Below are 22,949 nucleotides of genomic sequence, written 5' to 3'. Positions count from 1 at the left end.
GATCCAGTCGTCGAGAGCGAGGTGAAAGGACCATGGCCACGGAATTCTGGTCGCTCGATGGCGGCGTGCTGACGGTCGATGATCCTGGAGCTGCGGCATGGCCGGTGGCGTCGTCCGCCATGGCCACGCGGGGCTGGCTGGGACGCGCGGTCCTGCAGGCCACCAGTTCCACCTGGTTACATCTGCATCTGGAGCGTTATGAGGGGATGAGGCCGACAGAGTCCTACCATCACCCCAGCGGCCCGGTCCGGCTGATGGCGGGCCCGCTGTACGGCCAGCGCGACTTCGCCTACTACGGCGACCAGCACGCGCTGCTGTGGGAGTCCGGCGACGTCGGGCTCATGCTGCAGGCCGACGGCCGCTCCAAGCAGTGGTTCCTCGACTACGCCCAGCAGGTCAGGTTCGAGGCCAACGGCCGCTCCGTCCGGGCCCGCCCGGCCAGGTCCACAGACTGGACCTTCGAGCATCTCCGGTTGCGGGGGCAGCGGCTGAGGCTGACGATTCCCGACGTCGGCAGCGCCACGGTGGCGGACCCGGCGGAGGCCGCCAAGCCGATCAGGAGCGACCGGTCCAAGCGGCTGAGGTCCGGCACCCTGCACACCTTCGACGCCCAGCGCCAGCAGCGCGTCGTCCTGGACGCGGGCAACACGCGGCTGGAGATCACCCTCATCGAGACCACGGTGGACTCCGCCGCCGAGCGGCTCGCCGAGCTGCGCTCCGTGGATTGGCGCCCCTGACATGGGCATCGAGGCCGCGGCGATCCTGCTCTCGTGGATCGCCATCGTGATACTCGCCGGCGCCGTCGCAGCCTGCGTGCGGGCGCTGCGCTTCCAGGAGGCCCGGCTGCTCCAGGTGCTGTCGCAGCCGCGCCGGCTGTCGCCGGGCGACCGGATGATGCTGCCGCGACCGCTGGCCGGGCACCTTCCCCCGGGTGACTCGATCCTGCTGCTGTTCGGCACCGCCGAGTGCGGATCCTGCCGGGAGGCGCTGCGCAACCTGGCCGCCAGGTACGACGCGGGGCGTAAGCTCCCCCACCTGGTCGCGGCCTTCCGCGGCCCGGCGCCGGACGTGCCGGGGCCGCCCGTCACCGTCGTGACGCACCAGGCCCAGGCGTTCGAGGAGCTCAACATCGGCCTCCTGCCGTTCGCGGTGCTGCTGCGGGACGACGAGGTGGTCGCCGCGGGGGCGGTGGGCTCCGAGCAGAGCATCGACGAGCTGTGGCGGACGGTCGAACGAACCTCGGACCGGGAGGCGAGCGCACATGGATGAGCAGAGTCAAGGCACCTGGCAGCACACGAGGCGCCGGTTCCTGAAGGGAACGCTGATCGGCGCGGGCGCCATGTCCATCTCCGTGATGGACCAGCTCGGCGGCGCCCAGCCCGCGGAGGCCGGGCCCCCGACGTGCTTCGACCCGTCCGGTTTCCAGTACCGGGGCGGCGTCTGCGCGCCGGCCTCGTACACGACCAACTGCAGCAAGGGCGGCTGCTACCGGGAGGGCCTGACCAGCCATCCCATCAACTGCCCGAGCCGCGGGGCGGTCTACAAGGAGCGGCACCGCACCTGCGGGGAGGACGTCACCTACAACGGCACCCACAAGCAGTTCACGCTGCGGCTCAACGAGTGCGGCGGCAACTGGGACGGCTGGGAGTGGATCGGCACCGACACCGACGTCAACTGCGGCTGCACCACGCCGTACATCCTCTGGTCGTGCAACGACGGCTACGTCCGCGTGCCGAGCGGCGGCGGCTGGAGCGACTGGATCCCGTCCATCTGCATGACCGACGTGTGCTGGGACCCCTGACAGAGGCGATCACCATGACGATTTTCGACGAGCGCTGGGTCGAGGCGGCCAACAAGGTCCTGACCGGTCACCGGACCGGGGCCGTGCCGCAGTTCCGGGTCGTGCTCAGCCTGCGGTTCGCCGACGCCGCGGGAGGCTGCTGGGTCGTGGGCGAGAACGGCACGCTGCGCTTCAGCAGCACGCCGGTCGAGCCCGCGGACATCGTCGCGACGATGCCGGTCGCGCTGGCCCGCGAGGCGTTCGCGGACGGCGGGCAGGACGCGTTCATCACCAAGGTGCTGAGCACCCCCGAGGTCCGGATCGACGGGGACTTCGCCAAGGCCAGGTTCTTCCTGGCCGGCCTGGTGCGCAACGCCACCCCGCAGACCGTGCACGCGTTGCGGGCGATCGGCTAGCCACCATGCGGGAGCTGCGCCTGCGGCCGCTGATGGCCTCGGACTACGCCTACGTGTTCGGCCTGCTGGTCGGCGGCGCCAACGGGGCCCGCTGGCGCTTCCGCGGCGCGACCCCGTCACCGGAGATGTTCGAACGGGCCCTGTGGTCCGGGGTCTCGGCCCAGCTCGTGGCCGAGACCCGGGACCGCCGCCCGATCGGGCTGGCGGTGGCCTTCAACGCCGTCTTCGAAGCCGGGCACGTGGAGCTCGGCGTGGCCGTGGACCCCGGCTACCAGAAGAGGGGCGGGTGGACGGCGGCCATCGGGCTGGGGCTGCTGCGCCACACCTTCCTGTCCTGGCCGGTGCACAAGGTGTACGGCCGCATCCCCGCCTTCAACCTGGCCGACCTGCGCGGCCTGACGCGGCTCGGCTGGGTCGAGGAGGGCACGATGCGCGACTACTGCTTCTACGACGGCCACTACTGGGACGAGCACGTTCTCGCGCTCACCCGGGAGGCGTGGGAGAAGATCGACCGGCGGTTCGCCCGGTTCTGCCCTGAGTTTGGAGACGGCCGATGACATGGCACTGCGCCGAGTTTGGAGACGGCCGATGACGTGGTACTGCGCCGCGCTGAGCGCCCTGGTCGCCCCGCTGCTGATCGCGGGGCACGCGCACCTGGCCGACACCGCCTCCTTCGCGCGCGTCATCCGGTCGCACGGCCTGTTCACCGGGCGCGTGGTGCCGGCCCTGGCGCGGGCCGTCGCGCTGCTGGAGACCGGCGGCGCGATCGGCCTGCTCGCCCTGCTGATCGTGGATCCGGGCGCGTCCCGGCCGATGGTCATCGCGCTGGCGGCGCTGTTCGCCGTCTTCGCGGGCTACCTGGTGATCGTGCACCGGCGTTCGGCCGGCGCCGGGTCGCTGGAGTGCGGCTGCGGTCTCGGGACGCCGCTGCACCGCTGGTCGTGGTCGCGTCCCGCGGCGCTCGCCGGCGGGCTCCTGCTCGCCCTCGCGCTCAGCTGGCCGCCGGCGGCGCTGGCGGAGCGGTCGCTGGCCGTCGCCGCGGGCTGGTCGCTGACGACCGCCGCGCTGTGCCTGTGGCAGATGCGCCGCATGAACGAGCGGGCCATGGCGTACGCGCGGCAGGCGTACCGGCTGCTCGGCGGGGAGTGAGGCGGCATGTCGGTGATGCTCCTGGCCGGGCTGGGCGGCCTGCTCGCGGGGCTGGCGGTCTCCGGCGCCATTTGAGGCCGCAACCTGGCGACCTCGCTGATGCCTTCGGTCCGGAGGCAGCACACCGAAACCCCCAGGCTGCGCTGGGGCACGCACACCTCGATCGGCTTCGGCTTCCTCGCCGGCGGCCTGGCCACGGCCGGGCTCGCGATGCTGGCCGGCGGGCTGGTCGCGTGGGCGCCGCTGCCGATCCGCATGGCCGCCGTGTCGGCCATCCTGCTCATGCTCGGCGCGCGCGAGCTCGGCCGGTGGCGGATCCGGCTGCCCCAGCGCAGCCGGCTGATCCCGTCCGAACGCCTCGAACTGCCCTTCCCCTGGGGGAGCTTCGCCTTCGCCGCCGAGCTGGGGCTGGGGTGGCGCACGGTGGTGCCGACCAGCCTGCCGTACGGGCTGGTCGTGTTCGTGGCGCTGCACCCCACCTGGCAGGTCGCGCTCGCCGCCGGGCTCGGCTGGGCCGCCGGGCGGTGGGTGCCGGTGTCGCTCGCCGTCCGGCGCCGCGCCCTGGTCCTGGCCGGGGTGGCCACCGAGCGGAGCCGCTCCCCGTGGCCGATCGTGAACAGCGGGCGGCTGTCGCTCGCCGGTCTGGTCATCCTCCTGGGCGCGGCGCTGGCGGCCTTCGCGGCCTGACCGGCGACGGGTACGGCTACGGCTACGGCGTCAGGGCCGGTCGCGGGCGGCCTTCAAGGCGGGTCGCGGGCGGCCCTCAGGGCAGGTCGCGCCGCCTTCAGGGCAGGTCGCGGGCTGCCTTGAAGGCGCTGAGCAGGTCGGCGGCGAAGGCTCGATCGATCTTGCGGCCCGCCAGTGCCGTCACCTCGGCGGTCAGCCCCGTCAGGACGCCGCGCCTGGCCTGCGCCCGGTCCCACACCTTGCCCAGCACCTGGAGCCGCGCCACCAGCCCGGCCTGCACGCCCGCCCCGCTGATCTTGCCGGCCGCGCCGGCGGCCGTCACCGCGTCGGTCAGCGTCGCGGGGCTGAGCGCGGCCCAGGCGGGGCGGCGTACGGTGGCCGTCACAGCGCCCGGCACCTGCGTGCCGCGCGGGAAGAAGGACGTGGTCGCCCCGCCCTGGCCGACCTCGAACGGCACCCAGTCCTGCACGCCGGCGCTGCCGGGTGCCACCTGCTCGACGCGCATCGCCCAGCCGCGCCCGTCGCCCAGCGCGGTGGTGGCCCACAGGCCCTTGGCCCAGCCGGGGAGCGTGCCGTCCACGGTCAGGGCGTTGGGCGTGCCGCTCGACGGGGTGGCCGGGGCGCCGGTCCAGGCGCTGCGGGTGCCGGTCACGGTGAGCGTCCGCTCCTCGCCGGTGAGTCGGTACGCCCCGCCGTACAGGTGGCCGGCGCCGTTGACGTAGCCGGAGACGACGGCGCCGGTGGCCTTGTCGACACGGGCCAGCACGAAGCGCCCGGCCATCGTGATCCCGTCGACGACGCGTTCCTGGGTGGAGTCGCTCACGTACACGATGTCGCGATATCTGGGTGTTTCGAGGCGGGTGACGGACGTCATCGGGTCGCCGCCGAACGCCTCGTCGAAGGTGACCGACGACAGCTTGCCCTGCTGTCCCGTGCGCATGGTCTCGTAGACGGCCGCGTACGTCGTGGTGTCCGAGGGGGTGACCAGCCGGCGGCGCTGGAAGTGCCAGTTCGGGTAGGCGTCCTTCTTGGCCGCGTCGTTCGCGGTCCTGCGCAGCGTCGGCACCTTGGAGAAGATCACCTCGTCGCCGGGCGAGCCGTTGACGAACGCGCGCACGGCCGTGCCCGTCCTGGCGCCCGTCCAGGTGAAGGAGAGGTCGCCGGCGCCCGAGCCGACGCGCGGGTCGCGCATCAGGTCGCGGTCCTCGGGCAGCCCTTCCGTCTTGCCGATCGAGTCGTAGTAGGACTTCACCGTGCCGCCCTTGTCCTGGAGCGGCAGGGTGGTGTCGAGCGTGACGTCCTCGTCCTCCGAGGCGCGCAGGAACCACTGATGGGCGTCGCCGCCCTTGAGCCGCGAGACGTCCACCACGTACCGGCCGTCCGGGGACTGGATCACGGCGAGCAGGCGGCGCTTGACCTCGGCGCCGTCCTGCGCGGGCCCCGGCTCGGACGCCTCGATCAGCTGCACGCCCTTGCCCGAGGTGGCGCCGTCGTCGTAGGCGAGCACGGCCGCGCCCGTGCCGAGCGCGTCCTGGCAGGCGTAGCCGTTCGCGTTCACTCTGGACCAGATCCACGGCGCGTTGTGCGCGGGGGTGTCCATGTGCCAGTAGCGGTAGTTGGGCACCTGGTGCGGGTAGCCCTGGTCGGGCAGCACCTCCATGCCCGACCCCCAGAGGATCAGCCCCAGGTGGTCGCCGTGGCCGTGGCCCGCCTTGTACGGCAGGCCCTCCGACGTGGGCGGCAGCGTGAGGTGGGCCTGCAGCGCGTCCTGGGTGTCACCGGCGGTCAGCGCGTAGTGGCCGTAGCCGTAGAGCTCGATGTTCTTCAGGCTCGTGATCGGGTCCGTGGCCACCATGTCGTCGGCCTTGGGGAAGTGCGTGTCGTTGATCGTCACGGGCACGCCGTCGGGGAAGCGCAGCGTGTCACCCATGTTCGCGGCCTTGGCGAAGATCGGGTAGCGGGCCGGCACCAGGTCGGTGTGGTCGAGCTCCATCTCGCCGGTGTATCCGGCGGGGTCGGCGTAGTTGTCCGCCAGCAGGGTGAACGCGCCGCGGGCGAAGACCATCACCTGGTCGTGATAGGAGGTGGTCGCCTCCTCCCAGGTGCCGTCGGCGAAGAACTGCCGGCCGGAGAACATCCGGTCGGCCATCGGCAGCACGTACCTGACCAGGTCGGGGTCGCCCAGGATCGAGGCGACGGCGAAGGCGTAGCGGAAGCCGTACACCTCGATGTTGTGCATGCCCGTCGGCTTGTCGGCCAGGTTGACGAAGCTGACGACGGTCCGGCGCAGCCAGCTCTCGACCAGCGCCCGGGATTCCCGCGTCCAGTCCGGCGCGTCGTACACCAGGTCGTAGGCGCGCACGGCCTGGAACGGGATCGTGTTCTTCGACCAGGAGGGGTGGGTGTAGGGCACGCTGTCGTAGCCGCGGGCGAGCTCGGCCAGGCCGAGCACGGCCCGCCGCCGCTCCCCCAGCTCGGCGAGCCGGCGCAGGTGGGTCTCGAACTCGGGGTGGATGTCCAGCCCGGTACGGCTCGCGCTCGCGGTCCTCGCCGCGGCGACGTAGTCGGCCTCCGCCATGGTCGCCAGCGCGCCCAGCTTGTCGCGCTTGACCTCGTCCGACTCGCCGGCGACGGCGTCCCAGTCGGCGCCGCCCATCATGTTCTGCGGGTTCTTCAGCGGGTGGCCCACGCGCGAGCTCGGGTACTTTCCGCCCACGTCGGAGGGCAGCTCGGCCGGGTCGGCGGGCTCGACCCAGGCGGTGCCGGGACCGGTGAAGCTCACCTCGACGCGCACCGCGTCGGCGCCGGTCGGCATCGTCACGTTGTGCGCGACGGGCACGAAGTCGCGCTGCTGGTCGATGTCGGTGTAGGCGTAGCGGACGCCGGGGATCGGCTGGCCCGCCTTCATCGGGGTGTAGGCGATCTCCAGCCGGCTCGACTGGCAGGCGATGGCGTCGAGCTTGACCCGCAGCCGGGAGGCGTAGACGGTGCGCTCCTTGACGGGGAAGGTGCGGCGGTACTGGCCGCTCGCGCCCGCCGAGCCGCCGATCGTGAGCGTGCCGTTCTCCTCGGCGGAGGTCGGCGTGCCCGACATCGGGACGAACTGCCAGCCGTCCCCCGAGGGCACCGGGCCCGCCCACTCGATGCTCAGCGCGTCCACGGCGAACGTGCCCACCCCGCTGTCGATCATCGGCTGCAGGCTGACGGCGGCGGTCCCGGCCGGGACCTCTAAATAGCCGTCCACGTCGTGCCAGCCGGTGGTGCCCGTGGTCTGGGCGAAGTAGAGCAGCCCGTTGGAGACGCCGGACGCGGTGAGCGGCTGCACCCTGATGCTGGTCCGGCCGCCGCTCAGCCCGGCGGAGCGGACCTTGGCCCGCAGGTGGACGAGGCCGCCGCCGCTGTCGGGCAGCGCCACCTTCTGGGTGATCGCCACCCGGTCGTCCGCGGAGTCCGTGCGCAGCTCGGCCGCGCTCGTCCCCTCGGCCGCGTCGGCCGAGGCGGTGATCGTGCCGTCGCCCTTCGGTTTCCACGCCGCCCACGAGGCGGGCAGGCCCGCCGCCCACGTCTCGAAGCCGCCGTTGGCCAGGGCGAGCGGGTCCGCGACCGCGGGGGTCAGCAGTGCGAGGGCGAGAGCAGCATGGATCGAGCGCATGGGGGGTGCCTCTCAGAAAGGGGGGACTACTTGCTGCTGCCGAGGGTCATGCCCTCGATGATGCGGCGGCCGAGCCAGACGTAGACCAGCAGGAGCGGCAGGATGACGATGGCGATGGCCGCGAACAGGCCACCCCAGTCGGCGCCGCTGTACTGCACGCGGGTCATGAAGCTGAGCAGCGCCAGGGGCAGCGTCTGCTGGGCCGGGTCCTGAAGGAAGATCAGCGAGAGCAGGCCCTCGCTCCAGTGCCCGATCACGTTCAGGATCACCAGGGTGACCAGGCCGGAGCGGGCCAGCGGCAGCATGATCTGCCAGAAGGTGCGCAGCGGGCTCGCCCCGTCGATCGACGCCGCCTCCTCCAGGTCGCCCGGCAGGCTGCGGAAGAAGGCGGTCAGGAAGAACACCGCGAACGGGATGGACGTCGCGACGTACACGATGATCAGGCCGCCGAGGCTGTTGACCAGCCCCATCTGCGACATGGCGACGAACAGCGGCAGCATGATCGCCTGGATGGGCACGCCGAGCCCCATGGCGAAGAACGAGGTCAGCGGGCCGGACGTCCTGGTGCTGAAGCGGCTCAGCGCGTAGGCGGCCGGCGCGGCGATGAGCGCGGTGCCGAACGCGGTGGCCGCCACCACGACGACCGTGCGCAGGATCGCCGGGCCGAACTCGCTGACCTCCCAGGCCCGCGCCCAGTTGCCGAACTGCCAGTCTGCGGGCAGGCCGAACGGGCTGGCGAAGATCTCCCTGGCCGTCTTGAACGACGACAGGACGAGCCAGACCAGCACCAGGATGTCGAAGGCGACGACGAGCCAGACCAGCAGCCTGCCGGGGCGCAGCCGTACGGGGACTGTGGCCATGACTCAGTACTCCAAGGTCTCGCGTCGGGTGACCCGGCGGGTCAGCAACGTCAGCACGACGATCAGGACGAGCGTCACCATCGTGGCGGCGGCCGAGGCCCCGTACCGTGCCTCGCCCGTGGGCTGGAAGGCCTCGGCGTAGGCGTACAGCGACAGCGTCCACGACTTGATCGTCGGCACCGAGCCCGCCGCTCCGGCGAAGACGTAGATGAACTCGAAGATCTTGATGGCGCTGATCGCCCAGAGGGTGGCGCTGACCGCGACCGCGTCCCACATCAGCGGCAGCGTGACGTTGCGGAATTTCTGCCAGGACGAGGCGCCCTCCAGGTCGGCCGCCTCGTACAGGTAGACCGGGATGCGGTCGACGGCCGCCATCAGGATCGTGGTGTAGAAGCCGGTGTTGACCCAGACCAGGCCCATGCAGATGACGTAGAACAGGTTGTCGTCGGCCAGCCACTTGGGCACGGCGTCCACGCCGGCCAGCCGCAGCAGGGCGTTGACCAGGCCGTCGGCCTGGAACAGGAAGCCCCACAGGATCGAGATGGCCAGCGCGGAGACGGCGTTGGGGAAGAAGATGACCGCGCGGACGAACTTGCGCCCGGCCATCTCCCGCAGCACCATCGTCAGCCCGAAGCTGAACAGGAACGTCAGGAACCCCACGCCGATCAGGATCAGCAGCGTGTTGGCCAGCGAGGAGTGGAAGACGTCGTCGTACCAGAGCCGCCGGTAGTTGGCGAGACCCACCCACTCGATCGGCCCGGCGCCCGACCACTTGGCGAAGCTGAGCACCACCGTGAACAGGCTCGGCACGATGAAGACCAGCAGGTAGACCGCCAGCGCGGGCAGCACGAAGGGCAGGTAGAGCCGCCGCCTGGCCCGGGCCAGCGGGCTGCCCTTCGACACGGCGAGCCGGGTGGCGGCCGGGGCCTCGGCCTCCAGGGTGGCTGCGGTCATCAGCCGTTGACCTTCCACCAGTCGACGGTGTCGGTCTTGAGCTTGGCGACGAAGTCCCCGGCGGTGATCTTGCCGGAGAACAGGTCCTTGGCCATCGGCAGGAAGATCTTGACGTTCCAGTCGTCCATGCCGCGCACGCCGTCCATCTGCAGGTGGACGGGCACGCCCGAGTCGAGGGTGGCCTTGGCGTCGGACAGCTCGACGGGGGTGCTGGTGTCGGTACGGATCGACAGCACCTTCTCGTCGGCCGGGATGCGCTCCAGCCATTTCTTGTTCATGAAGTACTCGACGAACTTCTCCGCGTTCCCGGCGTGCCTGGCCTTGGCCGGTACGGCGAAGCCGAACAGCGAGACCTCTTCGGAGGTGAACCCGCCCTCGGTCTTGGGGAAGGGGAAGGAGCGGTACTTGAACCCGGGCCCGGCGACCTCGGCGGTCTCGCTCGGGCCGTAGGTGCCGATGAACAGGAAGTCGGCCTGGCCCTGCGCCCACTTCTGCTGGATGGCGGGGAACTTGCTGGCGTCCCAGCCGTCGATCAGATACTGGCCCTTGGCCAGGCTCTCGATGTAGGTGGCCGCCTTGAGGAACTTGGGGTCGTCGAACCCGGCTCCGCTCTGGTCGGTGAGCACCTTGGCCAGGTTGCCCGGGCCGAATTCGCGCATCAGCGCCTGGTAGAGCCACTTGCCGACGTAGCCCTGGATGTCGCCGTCGGCGGCGAGCGCGGCCCGGCCGGCGGCCTTGCTCTTGTCGAACAGCGCGAGCAGCTCCTCGAAGGTCTTCGGCGGGTTGGCCGCGACCTCGGGCAGCTTGGCCGCGTTGTAGTAGATCTGCCAGGTGTGCAGCGAGGTGGGGATCATGTAGGTCTTGCCGGCGTCGGCGATGACCTGCTCGTAGACGTCGGGGATGACGTCGCCGACGGTCTTGTCCTCGCCCGGGATCTTGTCCTTCAGCAGGCCGGACAGGTCCTTGGCGTTGCCGGTGACCTGGAGGAGGTTGAGCAGGTTGGCCTGCGAGCCGTCGACCAGGTCTGCCGCGACGTTGCCGCCGACCAGGGTGGGCTGCAGCTTCTTCAGGTTCTCCCGGCCCTGGAAGACCAGGTTGACCTTGATCCCGGTGTCCTTGGTGAACGCCGTCGCCAGCTCGCCGAGCATCTTGGCGCGGGGCTCGTCCTGCTTGAACATCGACCAGAACGTGAACTCCTCGACGTCGGAGGCGCCGCCGCCACCGCACGCGGACGCACCCAGCACCAGGGCGGCGAGGGCGAGGGCTGCCGCACCCTTCTGAGGGAGATTCATGAAGCACCGCCGTTGTATCAGGGAACGTTGTGCAGGATTCTGCGACTATTCATACGCTATAGTCAACGAATTCTGAGGGTTGAATTTCGGCGATGCCGAGTCGATACATCCTCTGAGCCCGCTTCCACCGGCGAATGCGCCAAGATTCTCCGGGAGGTCCCGTGAGTGAACCCAAGCGTGGCGAGAAGTTCCGCCTGCTCGCCGACGAGCTGCGGCGCGGCATCGCCGAGGTCCGCTGGCCGGAGGGCAGGCTGCCCACGGAGCAGCAGCTGTCCAAGGAGCAGGGCGTCAGCCTCAACACCGTGCGCAGGGCGGTCGACCTGCTGGTCAACGAGGGCCTGGTCTACCGGCGCCAGGGGTCGGGCACGTACGTGCAGGCCGAGCAGCCGCGCAGCGGTCCCGTGGTCGGCGTGATCGTGCCGTCGATGACGTACTACTACCCGAGGATCATCGCGGGCATCGAGAGCGAGGTGTCCAGGAACGACGCCCAGCTGCTGCTGCGCAGCACCGGCTACGACGTCGCCCAGGAGACGCAGGCGGTGGAGAGCATGATCGCGGCGGGCGCCCAGGGCCTGCTCATCGTGCCCGAGCTGGCCGCGCGGTCGGACGCGCACGCCTACCTGGAGCGGCTGGGCCTGCCCCTGGTGCTGGTCGAGCGGCGGTTCAGGTCGGGTGGCGACATCCACGAGTTCGTCTGCTCCAACCACGCGGCCGGCGGCTACATCGCCGCCCGCCACCTGTTCTCGCTCGGCCACTCCAAGATCGCGTTCCTGGCGCGCAGCAGCCCGCACGCCGCCGAGGTCGCGCACGGGCTGCGCGAGGCGCTGGCCCATCGCGGGCTGGAGCCCGCCGTGGACCACACCGCCGGCAGGTGGACGGCGGCCGACGCGGAGAGCTGCCTGGACCGGCTGCTCGCCGCAGGCTGCACGGCCGCGTTGTGCTTCGCCGACAGGGAGGCGACGCTGCTGATCGCGGCCGCGGTCAAGCGCGGGCTGTCGGTCCCCGGCGACCTGTCCGTGATCGGCTACGACGACGAGATCGCCGACCTGTCCGCCGTGCCGCTCACCGCGATCTCCCCGGCCAAGCAGGCCGTCGGGCGGCTCGCGGTGCAGACGCTCCTCCGCCGCCTCGCCGACCCGGACGCGCCACTCCAGCAGCATCTGGTCGTCCCCACGCTGGCGGTCCGCGAGTCCACAGATATTCATTCCCCTTAAAAGGGTTGAATTAAGGTAGGCCTTGAGCCAAGGTGGGTCCCACCATCCCCCGGACGTGAGGACATCTCCATGGCAGTCGTACGGCTCGGCCTAGTCGGTGCGGGCGGCGTCGCCCGGCTCCACGCGGAAGCCGCGCTGGACCTGCCGGACGAGGTGCGGGTGACGGCGGTGTTCGACGTGGACGCCGGCCGCGCGGCGGAGCTGGCCGCGCTCACCTCGGCCGCCGTGCACGACAGCCACCTGAGCATGCTGGACGGCTCGGTGGACGCGCTGGTCGTGTGCACCCCGCACGCCCTGCACCTGGCCCCGGCGGTGGACGCGGCGGCGGCCGGGGTGCACCTGCTGATGGAGAAGCCGATGGCGACCTCGCTCGCCGACTGCGACACGATGGCGGCCGCGTGCTCGGCCGCCGGGGTGGTGCTCTTCCTCGGCCACATCCAGCATTACCTGCCGATCACCGCGACCGCCCGCCGCGCGGTCCTTGACGGCCTGATCGGCACGCCGGTCGCGATCGTGGACCGCCGGTCCACCGACTACCGGCCGGGCCACCGTCCCGCCTGGTTCTTCGACCCGGAGCTGGCCGGCGGCGGCGCGATCATGAACATCGGCGCGCACTGCATCGACCGGGTCGCCTGGCTCGCGGGCGGGCGGCCCGCCCGGGTCACCGCCACCCTGGTACGCCGCGCGGCCGTGGAGACCGAGGGCCTGCTGCAGATCGAGCTCGACAACGGCGTGCTGGCCGCGGTGACCGTCATCGACAGCGCCCTGTCCGGGATCGACGAGATCGAGGTCCTCGGCACCGCGGGCACCATGCGCGCCTCCCGTGCCCACGGCGTGCAGATCGCCACGGAGCAGGGCGTACGCACCCTGCTCGCCGCCCGCGCCGGCATGGACGAGCACATCCGCACCGCCTTCAGGGACCAGCTGGCCGACTTCGCCGCCGCCGTGCGCGGCGAGCGGCCCGTCGCCATCGGCGCGCAGGTGGGCCGCGACGTCGTCGCCACCGTGCTGGGCGCCTACGAGTCGGCGCGCAGCGGGAAGACGGTGGAGGTGGAGCTCTTTGGCCAGTCGTGACCCCCGGCGGCCCAACGTCCTGTTCATCCTGAGCGACGACCAGGGCCCGTGGGCGCTCGGCTGCGCGGGCAACCCCGAGATCCGCACCCCGCACCTCGACGGCCTGGCCGCATCCGGGGTACGGCTGTCGCGCTTCTTCAGCGTCTCGCCGGTCTGCTCCCCGGCCAGGGCCTCGCTGTTCACCGGGCGGATCCCGTCGGCGCACGGGGTGCACGACTGGCTGAGCGGGCCTTCGCCGGACGACCACCTGGCGGGTCAGCGGCTGTTCACCGACGACCTGGCCGACGCGGGCTACCGGCTGGGGCTGGTGGGCAAGTGGCATCTCGGCGCCAACCACGTGCCGCGGCCGGGCTTCGTCCACTGGTACGCGCACCCGTCGGGCGGAGGGCCGTACTACGGGGCGACGATGGCGGGCGGCCAGGTGGACGGCTACCTCACCGACGTGCTCACCGCGCAGGCGACGGCCTTCATCCAGCGGGAGGCGGACCGGCAGCCGGACCGGGAGTCCGGCCAGGAGGAGCCGTTCTACCTGTCCCTGCACTACACCGCACCGCACAAGCCGTGGAAGGGGCAGCATCCGCCGGAGTTCACGGCACTGTACGAGTCGTGCCGGTTCGAGTCGTGCCCGCAGGAGCCCGCCCACCCGTGGCAGCCCGTGGACGAGGACGGCGTGCCCGTGGGCGGGGAGGCCGACGTCAGAGCCGCGCTGATCGGCTACTTCGCCGCCGTCAGCGCCATGGACGCGGGCATCGGCCGGGTGCTCGCGACGCTGGCGGAGCGGGGGCTGACGGAGTCGACGCTGGTGATCTTCACCAGCGACAACGGCTTCAACTGCGGCCAGCACGGCATCTGGGGCAAGGGCAACGGCACCTTCCCGCAGAACATGTACGACTCCTCCGTCATGGTCCCCGCGATCGTCAGCCAGCCGGGCCGGATCCCGCAGGGCGCGGTGTACGACGCCCTGGTCTCGGGGTACGACCTGCGCCCGACGCTCATGGACCACCTCGGCCTGCCGGCTGCCGGCGACGGCCCCGGCCGCTCCTTCGCCGCCTTCGACGACCGGTCCGGCTCGGAGGTCGTCGTCTTCGACGAGTACGGTCCGGTGCGGATGATCCGTACCGATGCCTGGAAGTACGTGCACCGCTATCCGCACGGCCCGCACGAGCTGTACCACCTCGCACGGGATCCGGACGAGCGGCACAACCTGGCACCCGCGGGGCCGCCCGAGCTCGCCGAGCTCCGCGACCGCCTGGACGCCTGGTTCACCCGCTACGCCGACCCGCGCCTGGACGGCAGCCGCCTGCCCGTCAACGGCTCCGGCCAGCACTCCCCCGCCGGGCTCGGCGCCTTCGAGCCCGCCCCCTACAGAACGGAGCCTCGATGAGGAACTGGTACACCGAAGCCCGATTCGGCATGTTCGTCCACTGGGGCCTCTACTCCATGGTCGGCCGGGGCGAGTGGGACCGGGCCATGTCGGAGGTGCCGCGCGCGGACTACGCGGGGCTGATGAAGGTGTTCAACCCCGCCGCCTTCGACGCCCGCGCGTTCGTCAAGGTGGCCGCCGACGCGGGCCAGAAGTGGATCACCATCACCAGCAGGCACCACGACGGCTTCTCCATGTACGACACCGGCCTGTCCGACTTCAAGATCACCAATTCGCCGTTCGGGCGCGACCCGATCGCCGAGCTGGCGGAGGCGTGCCGCGAGCACGGGATCAAGCTGGGCTTCTACGTCTCGCTCGTCGACTGGAACCACCCCGGCTACCTCGATCCCGCCGGCTGGCAGGACTACCTGGGCTTCCTGCACGGCCAGGTCGAGGAGCTGTGCACGCAGTACGGCGAGATCGGCCAGGTCTGGTTCGACGGCGACTGGCCGCACTCCGACGCCCCCGAGCGGCACCCCGGCTGGTTCACCATGGACCGGCCGTGGGACTACGACCGCCTCTACGCCATGATCCACGACCTGCAGCCGGACGCCGTCGTGCTCAACAACCGCAAGTCCGGCCTCCAGCCCGGCGAGGACGTCCACGGGTTCGAGAACGACCTGCCCGGCGAGAACTCCACCGGCCTCAACCCCACCGCGGTCGTGCCCGGCGTCCCGCTGGAGACCTGCCTGACCATGAACCGGTCGTGGGGATACATGCCGCACGACAACGCCTGGCGCGGCGTGGACGAACTGCTCGCCGCCCTGCTGCGCTGCGTCGCGGCGAACTCCAACCTGCTGCTGAACGTCAGCCCCACCCAGTCCGGCACCATCCCGCAACCGGCGATCGACCGGCTGGCCGCCATGGGCCGCTGGCTGGCCCGCCACGGCGAGGCCGTCTACGGCGCCGGCCCGTCCGGCGACCCGGGCGCGGTCAGGACGGCGGCAGGAGAGGTGCTGCCGATCCACCGGCTGCTCGGCTCGGACCTCTCCAGGTGAGCCGGCCGGAGCACGCGCACCTGCTCGTGGTCGCCTGAGCTCGTCAGTGGTAGGCCAGGTTCACGACCAGGGCCGCCGCCGCCAGGCAGAAGAACGCGGACACGACGCCGAGGTGGCGGTCACGAACCCGCAGGTGGACGCCGAACGCGACGAGGAAGTAGAGCACGAGACCGGCCGCGGCGAGCCTGCCCAGCACCGGCACGGCGAGCCCGGCCAGCAGGCCCAGCGCACCGGCCGCGAGCAGCGTGCCCAGCGGGAGCGTCCACCACCGGGGCAGGCGCATCCTGTCCGCCTGCTTCTTCGGGTACTCGTGCCCGATGAGGTTGGCGACGGCGGCCAGCCCGACGACGGCCGCGGCGAGCAGGGTGACCACGAGGTAGGCGGCGAACACGGGAGACTCCTTCGTCTGCGGGAGCGGCGGACCGGTCGTCCACCGCACGGACGGATCGGCGACCCGGAAATGTGACATCGGGTGATGGCGTCCGCTGTTGACGTGTCCCGCGCGAATGATTACGGTCTGGACCAAAATCAAGCAGCAATGAACATCATGGAGGTGCGGCCGTGCCGCGAACCTGTCTCGCGCTGCTCATGGTCCTGGCCGCCTTGTCGATACCGGCCGCCGCGCAGGCAACGGCCGCCCCGAAGTGCGGGACCCCCGCCGTCACCACGTACGGCCCGGCCTCCGTCACCGGCGCGATCGTCGGCGCCACCGTCCACGAGGGCCACGCCTACGTGGTCTCCCGCGGGCCCAAGCCCCCGGTCGTGGCCGAGATCGACCTGGCCACCCGCAAGGTGACGCGCACCGCGACACTGCCGGACGGCCCCGCGGCGGGCGAGCCGGAAGGCGGCTGGGCCACCGCCGTCGCCGGCGGCAAGCTCTACATCGGCACCTACCCCGTACCCGACCTGTACAGCTACGACCTGGCCACGGGCCAGGTGGCGCACCTGCACTCCTTCGGCGCGAACGGCGGCTTCGTCTGGAGCATGGCCGCCGCGCCCGACGGGACCCTCTACCTCGGCACCTCCTCCGACGGCAGGCTCTGGGAGTACGTCCCATCGACCGGCGCGATCCGCAGGTACGGCGTGCTGGTCCAGGGCGAGCACTACGTCCGGGCGGTCGCCGTCGACGAGACCACCGCCTACGCCGGCCTGCTGGAGAAGGCCAAGCTGATGGCCGTGGACCGGGTCAGCGGCGCGGTCAGGGAGCTGGCCCAGGGGCCCGCGGCCGTCGGCACGGTCACGCTCCACGGCGACCGGGTGCTGGCGGCCAGCGGGAGCACCCTGATCGACGTGCGCAAGGACGGCACGGACCGGCGGCAGTTCGAGGCCGGGGTGGGCATCATCGACGCGTTCGAGGTGGCCCCCGACGGCACGGTCTACCTCACCTCGCGCCCCGACGGCGCCGTCTACAGCTACCGCACCGGGCAGGACGCGGTGACCAAGGTCGCCGACCCGCCCTCGCCGGGCGAGGAGACCCGCGCGCTGAAGCTGGACGGGCAGCGGCTCATCGGCTTCGCCGGCAGCGGCGGCATGTGGTGGCTGGACCTGCCGAGCGGGACCTCCGAGTTCGTCGACCTCATCGACGCGGGCTTCCCGGCCGGCGCCGAGCGGACCCAGAGCATGCTGCTGGTGCCGCACCGGGCCCTGTACATCGGCGGCCACTTCGCCGTGGAGGTGCGTGACCTGCGGACCGGCAAGGAACGCAGGATCCGCGTGGTGGGCGAGCCCAAGGCAATGGTGCGGCGCGGCGGCAAGATCTACGCCGCGCTGTACCCGAGCGGCCAGATCATCTCCATCGACATCCGCACCGACGAGGTGCGCGGCCTCGGCTACATCGGGCACGACCAGTCGCGGCCGTGGGACATCGAGCACGACCCCGTCACCGACACCATCCTGGTGGCCTCCGCGCCGACCGGCGCGAAGCTGCAGGGCGCCCTGACGGTGCTCGACCCCGACACGGGGAAGATGGACGTCTACCCGGGCGTCATCCCCGACCAGAGCCTGATGAGCCTGAGCGTCGACGCCGGGCGCGGCCTCGTCTACCTCGGCGGCGACGTGCTCGGCGGCGGCGGCACGCCGCCCACCAGGACGACGGCCTCGATCGCCGCCTTCGACCTGAAGCAGCGCAAGGTGGTGTGGCAGCTCGATCCGCTTCCCGGCCACCGCACCTTCCAGGACATCAAGATGCACGGAGGGCTGCTGTACGCGGTCTACAAGCGCGTGCTGGGCGCCTGGATCGCCCTGGACCTCGCCACCGGAACCATCAAGCACCAGGGCCTGCTGTCGGGCCACGGCGAGCTGCAGATCCACAGGGGCCGGGTGTTCACCTCCACCTACTTCGGCGGCGGCAACGCCTACGAGCTCGGATCGGAGGCCAAGCTGCTCGCGACCGGGCTGGGCGACGAGTGGCACACCAATCCGCAGCTGCAGTTCGAGCCCGGCTCGTTCGACGCCTGGACGATCGTGGGACGAGATCTGGCCAAGGTGCGGCTCGACCCGGGCTGCCCGCCCGTCACGATCCCGGAGCCGCAGAGCTAGTTTCGACCTGCGCCGAAACCGATCGGCGAGCCTCGCCCGGCCCGGCGCCACCGGGCCGGCGAGGCCCGCCTCCTTGGCTCGGTTGACTCCAAGGATTCACTCAGGTTGACCGCATAGCTTGACCGGATGTCCATCAACCTGGCCGCCCGTGAAGGCGGTGGGCCGCAGCTGGAAGTCCGTACGCAGGCGCCCCCGCAGGCCCGCCGGCAGGCCTGGCTGGACGCCCTGCGCGGCGTGGCCGTGCTCGCCGTGCTCTTCGAGCACCTGCTGGATCCCCTTTTCCCGGACGTCCGCGCGGCCGTCAGCCCGTGGTTCGACTTCGGCCAGTTCGGCGTCATGGTGTTCTTCCTCGTCAGCGGCTACGTGGTGCCGGCCTCGCTCGAACGGCGCGGCGATGTCCCCGGTTTCTGGATCAACCGGTTGTTCCGCCTCTACCCCCTGTGGATCCTCGCGGCGGCCGTCGGCACCCTGTTCGGCCTCGTGCGGGTGTACTCGGCCCTGCCCGGCCAGCTGAGCGACCACCCGGTCGCGTCCGGCCTGGCCCACCTGACGATGCTCCAGGATTTCCTTCAGGTGGTCAGCGTCGTCAACGTCTTCTGGACGCTGTCCTACGAGATGGTGTTCTACCTGCTGGTGACCGCGATCTTCGTCTTCGGGCCGCGCCGCGCGAGCACCACCGGCACGCTCGCGTTCGCGATGGCAGGGGTGCTCGTGGGCGGTGTGCTTCCGGCCGGCGCCCTGTCACGCGGTCTCGGCGGCGAAGCCGTCGTGCCGCTCGTGGCGGGCGTCCTGGTGGCGGGACTCGCCATGATCATCGTCGGCGGTCGTCGCGTCCGGCTGTGCGGCGCGGGCGCCCTGGCCGTCCTGTCCGTCGTGCTGCTCGGGGTCAACAGCCGGATCGGCGCGTGGCAGAGCCTGGCCATCGTGGCCACCATGTTCGCCGGGACGGCGCTCTACCGGCTGGACCAGGGACAGCTCCGAGGCAGGCCGGCGCGGTGGGCGATCGGGCTGGTGCCCGTCGTGTCCATCGCCGCCGCGGTCTGGTTCGGCCCCGGCTGGGGCATGTCCGACGAGCAGGCGCTGGCGTTCAGGTGGAGCTGGTCGGCGGCCGTCGCGGCGGCCTGGCTGACTTTCCTGGCCGGCCGGCTGCTGCGCTCGGCCGCCCTGCCCCGCCTCCTCGTACGCCTCGGGCTGATCAGCTACTCCGTCTACCTGCTGCACCCCCTCGCGGTGCAGGCCCTGCGCCGGCTGATCCCGGACGCCACCCACGTCCCGCTCGACGAACGGATCGCCTGGACCCTGGCGCTGCTGGCCGTGGTGGTCGCCTGCGCCGCCCTGACGTACCGGTACGTCGAGCGGCCGGCCCAGGACCTCGGCCGCCGCCTGGCCCGCTCCGCCCGGGAGACGCGCCGCCCCTATGCCGCTTCCGGCGCGAGGCGATAGACGGACACGTGCGAGCCCGACTCGGCGGTGAACTCGGCCCCCGACCAGTCCGCGTGCCGGCTCTCCAGCTCGAACCCGCCCAGCTGCGCCATCAGGTCGAGCTCGGCCGGCCAGATGTAGCGGTGCGGGCTGCGGGCCAGCTCGGCCTGCCCGCTCTCGTCGAACCTGAAATGGTGTGACACGACGCGCTGGTGCAGAACGTCGTAGGTGTCCAGGCCGACGTAGCCCGGCTCGTACTGCCAGACCGTGGCCTGCCGGCCCGGCGGCAGCGCGCGCAGCTCGGGCACCCAGAGCTCGATCACGAACCGGCCGCCGGGCGTGAGGTGCCGGGCGGCGTTGCGGAAGCAGGCGACCTGCTCGGCCTGGGTGAGCAGGTTCGAGATCGTGTTGTAGACGAGATAGACGAGCGCGTACTTTCCCGGCGCGGTGGCGGTCGCCATGTCACCGACGATCACCGGGATCGTCTCCTCGTCCGCCTTCGTCCGCAGCCGGCCGATCATCGGCTCCGACAGCTCGATGCCGGTGACGGGCACCCCGCGTTCCGCGAGCGGGACGGCCACCCGGCCCGTTCCGATGGCGAACTCGAGCACTCGTCCGCCCTCCGCGAGCCCGGCGAGGCGGTCGACCGCCGGCTCCAGCACCTCGGGTGCGAACATGCCGGTGCCGGGGGTGTCGTAGCGCTGGGCGGTGGCGGCGCCCCAGAGATCATCCTGTCGCATGCCGCCAACAATGGTCGTGGGCGTGCCCGGAGTCCAACCGGTTTTCCGCCTCGGGAAGTGGCCGCCTCCGGGCGGCGGCCTCAGGTCGGAGGCGGCGCCCTGGGAAGTGGCCGCCTCCGGTCGGAGGCGGCCTGCTCGCCTACGCCTGGCCCTCTTCCGGCAGCCCGTTGTCGAACTGCTGCGGCTGGACGTGCTTGCCCGGCTTGCCGCGCTCGGCCCTGGCCAGGACGGCGGCGTCGGGGTAGTCGGTGACGAAGGCGTCCACGCCCTGGTCCAGGTGCGCGCGGTACTCCGCCAGCGCGTCACCGTGGTCGGTCGGGACCTGGCCCCGGCGCAGTTGCAGCGGCAGGTACTGGTTCTCGCTGCGGAAGGTGTACACGCCGATCTTCAGCCCGGCCTTGTGCGTGTCGGACACCAGGGTCGTCGGGGTGCCCCAGCTGCCGTCCGCGTTGAGCGGGAGCACCGAGGACTTGTCGGGGCCGATCCACTGGGCGTACTCCGCGATCTTCGCCAGCCCCTCGGGCTTCATCATGTCCGCGTAGGTCGTCGGGTCGCCGGCCGCTGTCAGGTCGTACGGCTGGCCGGTGGTGCCCAGCGCCTGCCACAGCGGCACCCGCAGCTCCTTGGCCACCCGCTTCAGGCTGGACGGCTCGAAGGACTGCACCACCACCGCGCCCTTCTGCCGGTCGAGCCCGTTGCGCTTCACGGTCTCGATCATGGGCTCCTCCAGCGGCAGCCCGATCGACCTGAAGTAGGTCGGGTGCTTGGTCTCGGGGAAGACGCCGACCTGCCTGCCGTACTGGCGCGAGAGCCGCTTGGCCAGGTCGATCACCTCCTGGAAGGTGAGCACCTGGTAGTAGCCGTTGTAGACGGTGTTGCGCTGCCGGATCGAGGGCAGCCGCTCGACCGCCCGCAGCGTCTTCAGCTCGGCCAGCGTGAAGTCCTCGGTGAACCAGCCCGTCACGTTGCGCCCGTCGATGACCTTGGTGGTCCTGCGCGCGGCGAACTCCGGGCGCAGCGACACGTCGGTGGTGCCGGAGATCTCGTTCTCGTGCCTGGCGACCAGCACGTGGTCCTTGGTCGGCACCAGGTCCGGCTCGATCCAGTCGGCGCCCAGGGCCACGCCGAGCTCGTAGCTGCCCTGCGTGTGCTCGGGACGGTGGCCCGCCGAGCCGCGGTGGCCGATGACGATGACCTGGGACCGGTCGGGCGCGGACTCCGCCCCCGCGGCGGACGGAGCGGCGGCCTGCGCCGCACCGGCTCCGGCGAGGGGGGTGACGATGGCCATGGTGACGGCTGCGATCTTTCGCACGTGAAACTCCCTGCGGCAGCTGCACCGGAGACTCTCACCGGCGATCACCGCGGCGATTATGGTACGGACCGAAATCCCCCAATGGGCCAATATTGGCGGAATTTCCGGCGACAAGCATCCGGCGGCACGGGCACCACCACCCTTAAGCATCAAGCTAGAAATATTTTGGCTTGATGGATTTGATAGAATGGCGAGCATGAGGACAAACCCAGAACCGCAGGTCATCGCCGAGAGACAGCTGTGCGGTCTGGTGAACGGGCTGGCCCAGCAGATCGCCGAGCACGTACGCGAGCGCGCCACGACCTTGGGCCTCACCGCGGCGCAGGCGACCGCCCTGCGGGAGCTGTCCGGGCCGATGACCATGCGGGACCTCGCGGAGCGCATGAGCTGCGAGCCTTCCAACGCCACCTTCGTCGTCGACAAGCTGGAGAAGCAGGCTCTGATCGAGCGCCATCCCCACCCCACCGACCGGCGCGCCAAGCAGCTCGTGCTCACCGCGGAGGGCGAGGCTCTCCGCGAGCGGCTCCTCGATCTCCTCGCTCAGGACTCCCCTCTGGCCGGCCTCGATCCCCAGCAGCAGCGCAGCCTCCAGGACCTGCTGGAAAAGGCCATCACCCGTCCGTGAGCCCGCACGTCAGGCGATGCCTCCGTTGGCGAACAGGACCTGGCCGTTGATCCAGCGGCCGGGCCCGGCCAGGAACGCGACGGCCTCGGCGATGTCGTCGGGGGTGCCGAGCCGCTGGAGCGGGGCCGCGGCGGCGATCTGCTCGATCAGCTGCTCGCTCTTGCCGTCGAGGAACAGCGGCGTGGCCGTCGGTCCCGGCGCCACCGCGTTCACCGTGATGTCCCGGCCGCGCAGCTCGCGGGCGAGGATCAGCGTCATGGCCTCGACCGCGCCCTTGGTCGCCGCGTAGGCGCCGTACGACGGCTGCTGCAGCCGCGTCACGGACGTGGAGAAGTTGACGAGCGCGCCGCCCGGCCGCAGCCTGCGGGCGGCGAGCTGGGAGACGACGAAGGTGCCCCGCACGTTGACCCGCTGCATCCGGTCGAACGCGCCCAGGGCCATGTCCGCCAGGGGCGCCAGGAGCATGATCCCCGCCGTGTTGACCACCACGTCGATCCCGCCGAACCGCTCTTCGGCGGCGTCGAACAGCCTGGCCATCTCCGTCTCGTCGGCGACGTCGCCGGGCACGGCGACGGCCAGGCCGCCGGCCTCGGTGATCGACGCCACGACCTCCTCGGCCCGCTCCCGGCTTCCCGAGTAGTGGACGACGACCGCCATCCCGTCGGCGGCCAGCCTGCGCGCGGCCGCGCTCCCGATCCCGCCCGAGCCGCCGATCACGATCGCGACGCGCTCCGCTGCCTGCTCGACCATGCCGATCCCCGCTTTCCCAGTTATGTGGACTACTTGTACACTAACTCTTATCTGGACTATTTG

The 22,949-nt window shown here is 71.4% G+C and carries 22 protein-coding genes; 14 read left to right on the top strand and 8 right to left on the bottom strand.

The features are described from left to right. The first annotated feature begins 32 nt into the window (after positions 1-32). The 7 genes from ETD85_RS08810 (at position 33) to ETD85_RS08780 (ending at position 4,032) form a co-directional block, all read left to right on the top strand. Complete coding sequence (locus ETD85_RS08810; RefSeq protein WP_138689115.1) at positions 33-737, top strand: hypothetical protein; 705 nt, start codon at positions 33-35, stop codon at positions 735-737. A 1-nt stretch (position 738) separates the two neighbouring features. Next, positions 739-1,269 (top strand): hypothetical protein, encoded by a 531-nt coding sequence (locus ETD85_RS08805; RefSeq protein ID WP_138689114.1) that lies wholly within the window; start codon positions 739-741, stop codon positions 1,267-1,269. Next, positions 1,262-1,801 (top strand): twin-arginine translocation signal domain-containing protein, encoded by a 540-nt coding sequence (locus ETD85_RS08800; protein WP_138689113.1) that lies wholly within the window; start codon positions 1,262-1,264, stop codon positions 1,799-1,801. The genes ETD85_RS08805 and ETD85_RS08800 overlap by 8 nt, the downstream gene beginning before the upstream one ends. A 14-nt stretch (positions 1,802-1,815) precedes the next feature. After that, positions 1,816-2,196, top strand: a complete 381-nt coding sequence (locus ETD85_RS08795; RefSeq protein ID WP_138689112.1) for a hypothetical protein — start codon at positions 1,816-1,818, stop codon at positions 2,194-2,196. A gap of 5 nt (positions 2,197-2,201) precedes the next feature. Beyond that, the gene (locus ETD85_RS08790) at positions 2,202-2,753 is read left to right on the top strand and encodes a GNAT family N-acetyltransferase (RefSeq protein WP_138689111.1); all 552 of its coding nucleotides are present in this window, start codon (positions 2,202-2,204) and stop codon (positions 2,751-2,753) included. Between the two features lie 31 nt (positions 2,754-2,784). After that, positions 2,785-3,345: a MauE/DoxX family redox-associated membrane protein gene (locus ETD85_RS08785; protein ID WP_138689110.1), complete on the top strand. Its 561-nt coding sequence runs from the start codon at positions 2,785-2,787 to the stop codon at positions 3,343-3,345. Positions 3,346-3,444: 99 nt separating this feature from the next. Next, positions 3,445-4,032, top strand: coding sequence for a hypothetical protein (locus tag ETD85_RS08780; RefSeq protein WP_138689109.1), 588 nt, complete (start codon positions 3,445-3,447; stop codon positions 4,030-4,032). Between the two features lie 97 nt (positions 4,033-4,129). Here the strand turns inward: ETD85_RS08780 and ETD85_RS08775 are convergent, their stop codons facing one another. The 4 genes from ETD85_RS08775 to ETD85_RS08760 are packed head-to-tail and all read right to left on the bottom strand — an operon-like array spanning position 4,130 to position 10,790. Then, a complete protein-coding gene (locus ETD85_RS08775) occupies positions 4,130-7,684 on the bottom strand; it encodes a heparinase II/III domain-containing protein (RefSeq protein ID WP_138689108.1) in 3,555 nt (1,184 codons plus the stop codon). 26 nt (positions 7,685-7,710) lie between these two features. Further along, positions 7,711-8,544, bottom strand: coding sequence for a carbohydrate ABC transporter permease (locus tag ETD85_RS08770; protein ID WP_138689107.1), 834 nt, complete (start codon positions 8,542-8,544; stop codon positions 7,711-7,713). A 3-nt stretch (positions 8,545-8,547) separates the two neighbouring features. Further along, entirely contained in the window at positions 8,548-9,498 is a 951-nt protein-coding gene (locus ETD85_RS08765; RefSeq protein ID WP_138689106.1) for a carbohydrate ABC transporter permease, read from the bottom strand. Then, a complete protein-coding gene (locus ETD85_RS08760) occupies positions 9,498-10,790 on the bottom strand; it encodes an ABC transporter substrate-binding protein (protein WP_138689105.1) in 1,293 nt (430 codons plus the stop codon). The genes ETD85_RS08765 and ETD85_RS08760 overlap by 1 nt, the downstream gene beginning before the upstream one ends. Positions 10,791-10,951: 161 nt before the next feature. Here ETD85_RS08760 and ETD85_RS08755 point away from each other — a divergent pair, with 161 nt between their 5' ends. From ETD85_RS08755 to ETD85_RS08740, 4 genes are all read left to right on the top strand, one after another. Continuing rightward, on the top strand, positions 10,952-12,004 hold the full coding sequence (locus tag ETD85_RS08755; protein ID WP_170246572.1) for a substrate-binding domain-containing protein: 1,053 nt from the start codon (positions 10,952-10,954) through the stop codon (positions 12,002-12,004). A 69-nt stretch (positions 12,005-12,073) separates the two neighbouring features. Continuing rightward, positions 12,074-13,078, top strand: a complete 1,005-nt coding sequence (locus ETD85_RS08750; RefSeq protein ID WP_138689103.1) for a Gfo/Idh/MocA family protein — start codon at positions 12,074-12,076, stop codon at positions 13,076-13,078. Further along, positions 13,065-14,462: a sulfatase family protein gene (locus ETD85_RS08745; protein ID WP_138689102.1), complete on the top strand. Its 1,398-nt coding sequence runs from the start codon at positions 13,065-13,067 to the stop codon at positions 14,460-14,462. The genes ETD85_RS08750 and ETD85_RS08745 overlap by 14 nt, the downstream gene beginning before the upstream one ends. Further along, a complete protein-coding gene (locus ETD85_RS08740) occupies positions 14,459-15,499 on the top strand; it encodes an alpha-L-fucosidase (protein ID WP_138689101.1) in 1,041 nt (346 codons plus the stop codon). The genes ETD85_RS08745 and ETD85_RS08740 overlap by 4 nt, the downstream gene beginning before the upstream one ends. Before the next feature lie 43 nt (positions 15,500-15,542). Here ETD85_RS08740 and ETD85_RS08735 read toward each other — a convergent pair whose 3' ends face one another. Next, complete coding sequence (locus ETD85_RS08735; RefSeq protein WP_206058195.1) at positions 15,543-15,968, bottom strand: DoxX family protein; 426 nt, start codon at positions 15,966-15,968, stop codon at positions 15,543-15,545. A gap of 92 nt (positions 15,969-16,060) precedes the next feature. Between ETD85_RS08735 and ETD85_RS08730 the strand changes: the two genes are divergently transcribed. Together ETD85_RS08730 and ETD85_RS08725 are read left to right on the top strand one after the other, a co-directional pair. After that, positions 16,061-18,037, top strand: a complete 1,977-nt coding sequence (locus ETD85_RS08730; RefSeq protein ID WP_138689100.1) for a PQQ-binding-like beta-propeller repeat protein — start codon at positions 16,061-16,063, stop codon at positions 18,035-18,037. 126 nt (positions 18,038-18,163) lie between these two features. After that, a complete protein-coding gene (locus ETD85_RS08725; protein ID WP_138689099.1) occupies positions 18,164-19,480 on the top strand; it encodes an acyltransferase family protein in 1,317 nt (438 codons plus the stop codon). Here the strand turns inward: ETD85_RS08725 and ETD85_RS08720 are convergent. Together ETD85_RS08720 and ETD85_RS08715 are read right to left on the bottom strand one after the other, a co-directional pair. Further along, positions 19,453-20,199, bottom strand: a complete 747-nt coding sequence (locus ETD85_RS08720; protein WP_138689098.1) for a class I SAM-dependent methyltransferase — start codon at positions 20,197-20,199, stop codon at positions 19,453-19,455. The two genes, ETD85_RS08725 and ETD85_RS08720, sit on opposite strands and share 28 nt — an antisense overlap. Positions 20,200-20,338: 139 nt before the next feature. Then, positions 20,339-21,511, bottom strand: a complete 1,173-nt coding sequence (locus tag ETD85_RS08715) for a glycerophosphodiester phosphodiesterase (RefSeq protein ID WP_240779038.1) — start codon at positions 21,509-21,511, stop codon at positions 20,339-20,341. Between the two features lie 196 nt (positions 21,512-21,707). Between ETD85_RS08715 and ETD85_RS08710 the strand changes: the two genes are divergently transcribed. Beyond that, positions 21,708-22,136 carry a MarR family winged helix-turn-helix transcriptional regulator gene (locus tag ETD85_RS08710; protein ID WP_138689097.1) on the top strand — a complete coding sequence of 143 codons (429 nt, stop codon included), beginning with the start codon at positions 21,708-21,710 and terminating at the stop codon, positions 22,134-22,136. 9 nt (positions 22,137-22,145) lie between these two features. On the opposite strand, the gene ETD85_RS08705 is transcribed toward ETD85_RS08710, so the two are convergent. Further along, complete coding sequence (locus ETD85_RS08705; protein WP_206058194.1) at positions 22,146-22,886, bottom strand: SDR family oxidoreductase; 741 nt, start codon at positions 22,884-22,886, stop codon at positions 22,146-22,148. Positions 22,887-22,949 lie beyond the last annotated feature (63 nt).

The sequence above is a fragment of the Nonomuraea zeae genome (assembly GCF_005889725.1).
In the GTDB taxonomy this organism is placed as follows: domain Bacteria; phylum Actinomycetota; class Actinomycetes; order Streptosporangiales; family Streptosporangiaceae; genus Nonomuraea; species Nonomuraea zeae.
This window is presented reverse-complemented; position numbering and strand designations above follow the sequence as displayed.

Excerpts from the sequence above, each read along its gene's own strand:
- ETD85_RS08800 (WP_138689113.1), top strand. The coding sequence starts at position 1,262 with ATGGATGAGCAGAGTCAAGGCACCTGGCAGCACACGAGGCGCCGGTTC.
- ETD85_RS08725 (WP_138689099.1), top strand. The coding sequence starts at position 18,164 with ATGTCCATCAACCTGGCCGCCCGTGAAGGCGGTGGGCCGCAGCTGGAA.
- ETD85_RS08735 (WP_206058195.1), bottom strand. The coding sequence starts at position 15,968 with ATGTCACATTTCCGGGTCGCCGATCCGTCCGTGCGGTGGACGACCGGT.
- ETD85_RS08770 (WP_138689107.1), bottom strand. The coding sequence starts at position 8,544 with ATGGCCACAGTCCCCGTACGGCTGCGCCCCGGCAGGCTGCTGGTCTGG.
- ETD85_RS08810 (WP_138689115.1), top strand. The coding sequence starts at position 33 with ATGGCCACGGAATTCTGGTCGCTCGATGGCGGCGTGCTGACGGTCGAT.
- ETD85_RS08790 (WP_138689111.1), top strand. The coding sequence starts at position 2,202 with ATGCGGGAGCTGCGCCTGCGGCCGCTGATGGCCTCGGACTACGCCTAC.
- ETD85_RS08795 (WP_138689112.1), top strand. The coding sequence starts at position 1,816 with ATGACGATTTTCGACGAGCGCTGGGTCGAGGCGGCCAACAAGGTCCTG.
- ETD85_RS08710 (WP_138689097.1), top strand. The coding sequence starts at position 21,708 with ATGAGGACAAACCCAGAACCGCAGGTCATCGCCGAGAGACAGCTGTGC.
- ETD85_RS08765 (WP_138689106.1), bottom strand. The coding sequence starts at position 9,498 with ATGACCGCAGCCACCCTGGAGGCCGAGGCCCCGGCCGCCACCCGGCTC.
- ETD85_RS08780 (WP_138689109.1), top strand. The coding sequence starts at position 3,445 with ATGCCTTCGGTCCGGAGGCAGCACACCGAAACCCCCAGGCTGCGCTGG.
- ETD85_RS08760 (WP_138689105.1), bottom strand. The coding sequence starts at position 10,790 with ATGAATCTCCCTCAGAAGGGTGCGGCAGCCCTCGCCCTCGCCGCCCTG.
- ETD85_RS08705 (WP_206058194.1), bottom strand. The coding sequence starts at position 22,886 with ATGGTCGAGCAGGCAGCGGAGCGCGTCGCGATCGTGATCGGCGGCTCG.
- ETD85_RS08775 (WP_138689108.1), bottom strand. The coding sequence starts at position 7,684 with ATGCGCTCGATCCATGCTGCTCTCGCCCTCGCACTGCTGACCCCCGCG.
- ETD85_RS08750 (WP_138689103.1), top strand. The coding sequence starts at position 12,074 with ATGGCAGTCGTACGGCTCGGCCTAGTCGGTGCGGGCGGCGTCGCCCGG.
- ETD85_RS08720 (WP_138689098.1), bottom strand. The coding sequence starts at position 20,199 with ATGCGACAGGATGATCTCTGGGGCGCCGCCACCGCCCAGCGCTACGAC.
- ETD85_RS08740 (WP_138689101.1), top strand. The coding sequence starts at position 14,459 with ATGAGGAACTGGTACACCGAAGCCCGATTCGGCATGTTCGTCCACTGG.
- ETD85_RS08805 (WP_138689114.1), top strand. The coding sequence starts at position 739 with ATGGGCATCGAGGCCGCGGCGATCCTGCTCTCGTGGATCGCCATCGTG.
- ETD85_RS08785 (WP_138689110.1), top strand. The coding sequence starts at position 2,785 with ATGACGTGGTACTGCGCCGCGCTGAGCGCCCTGGTCGCCCCGCTGCTG.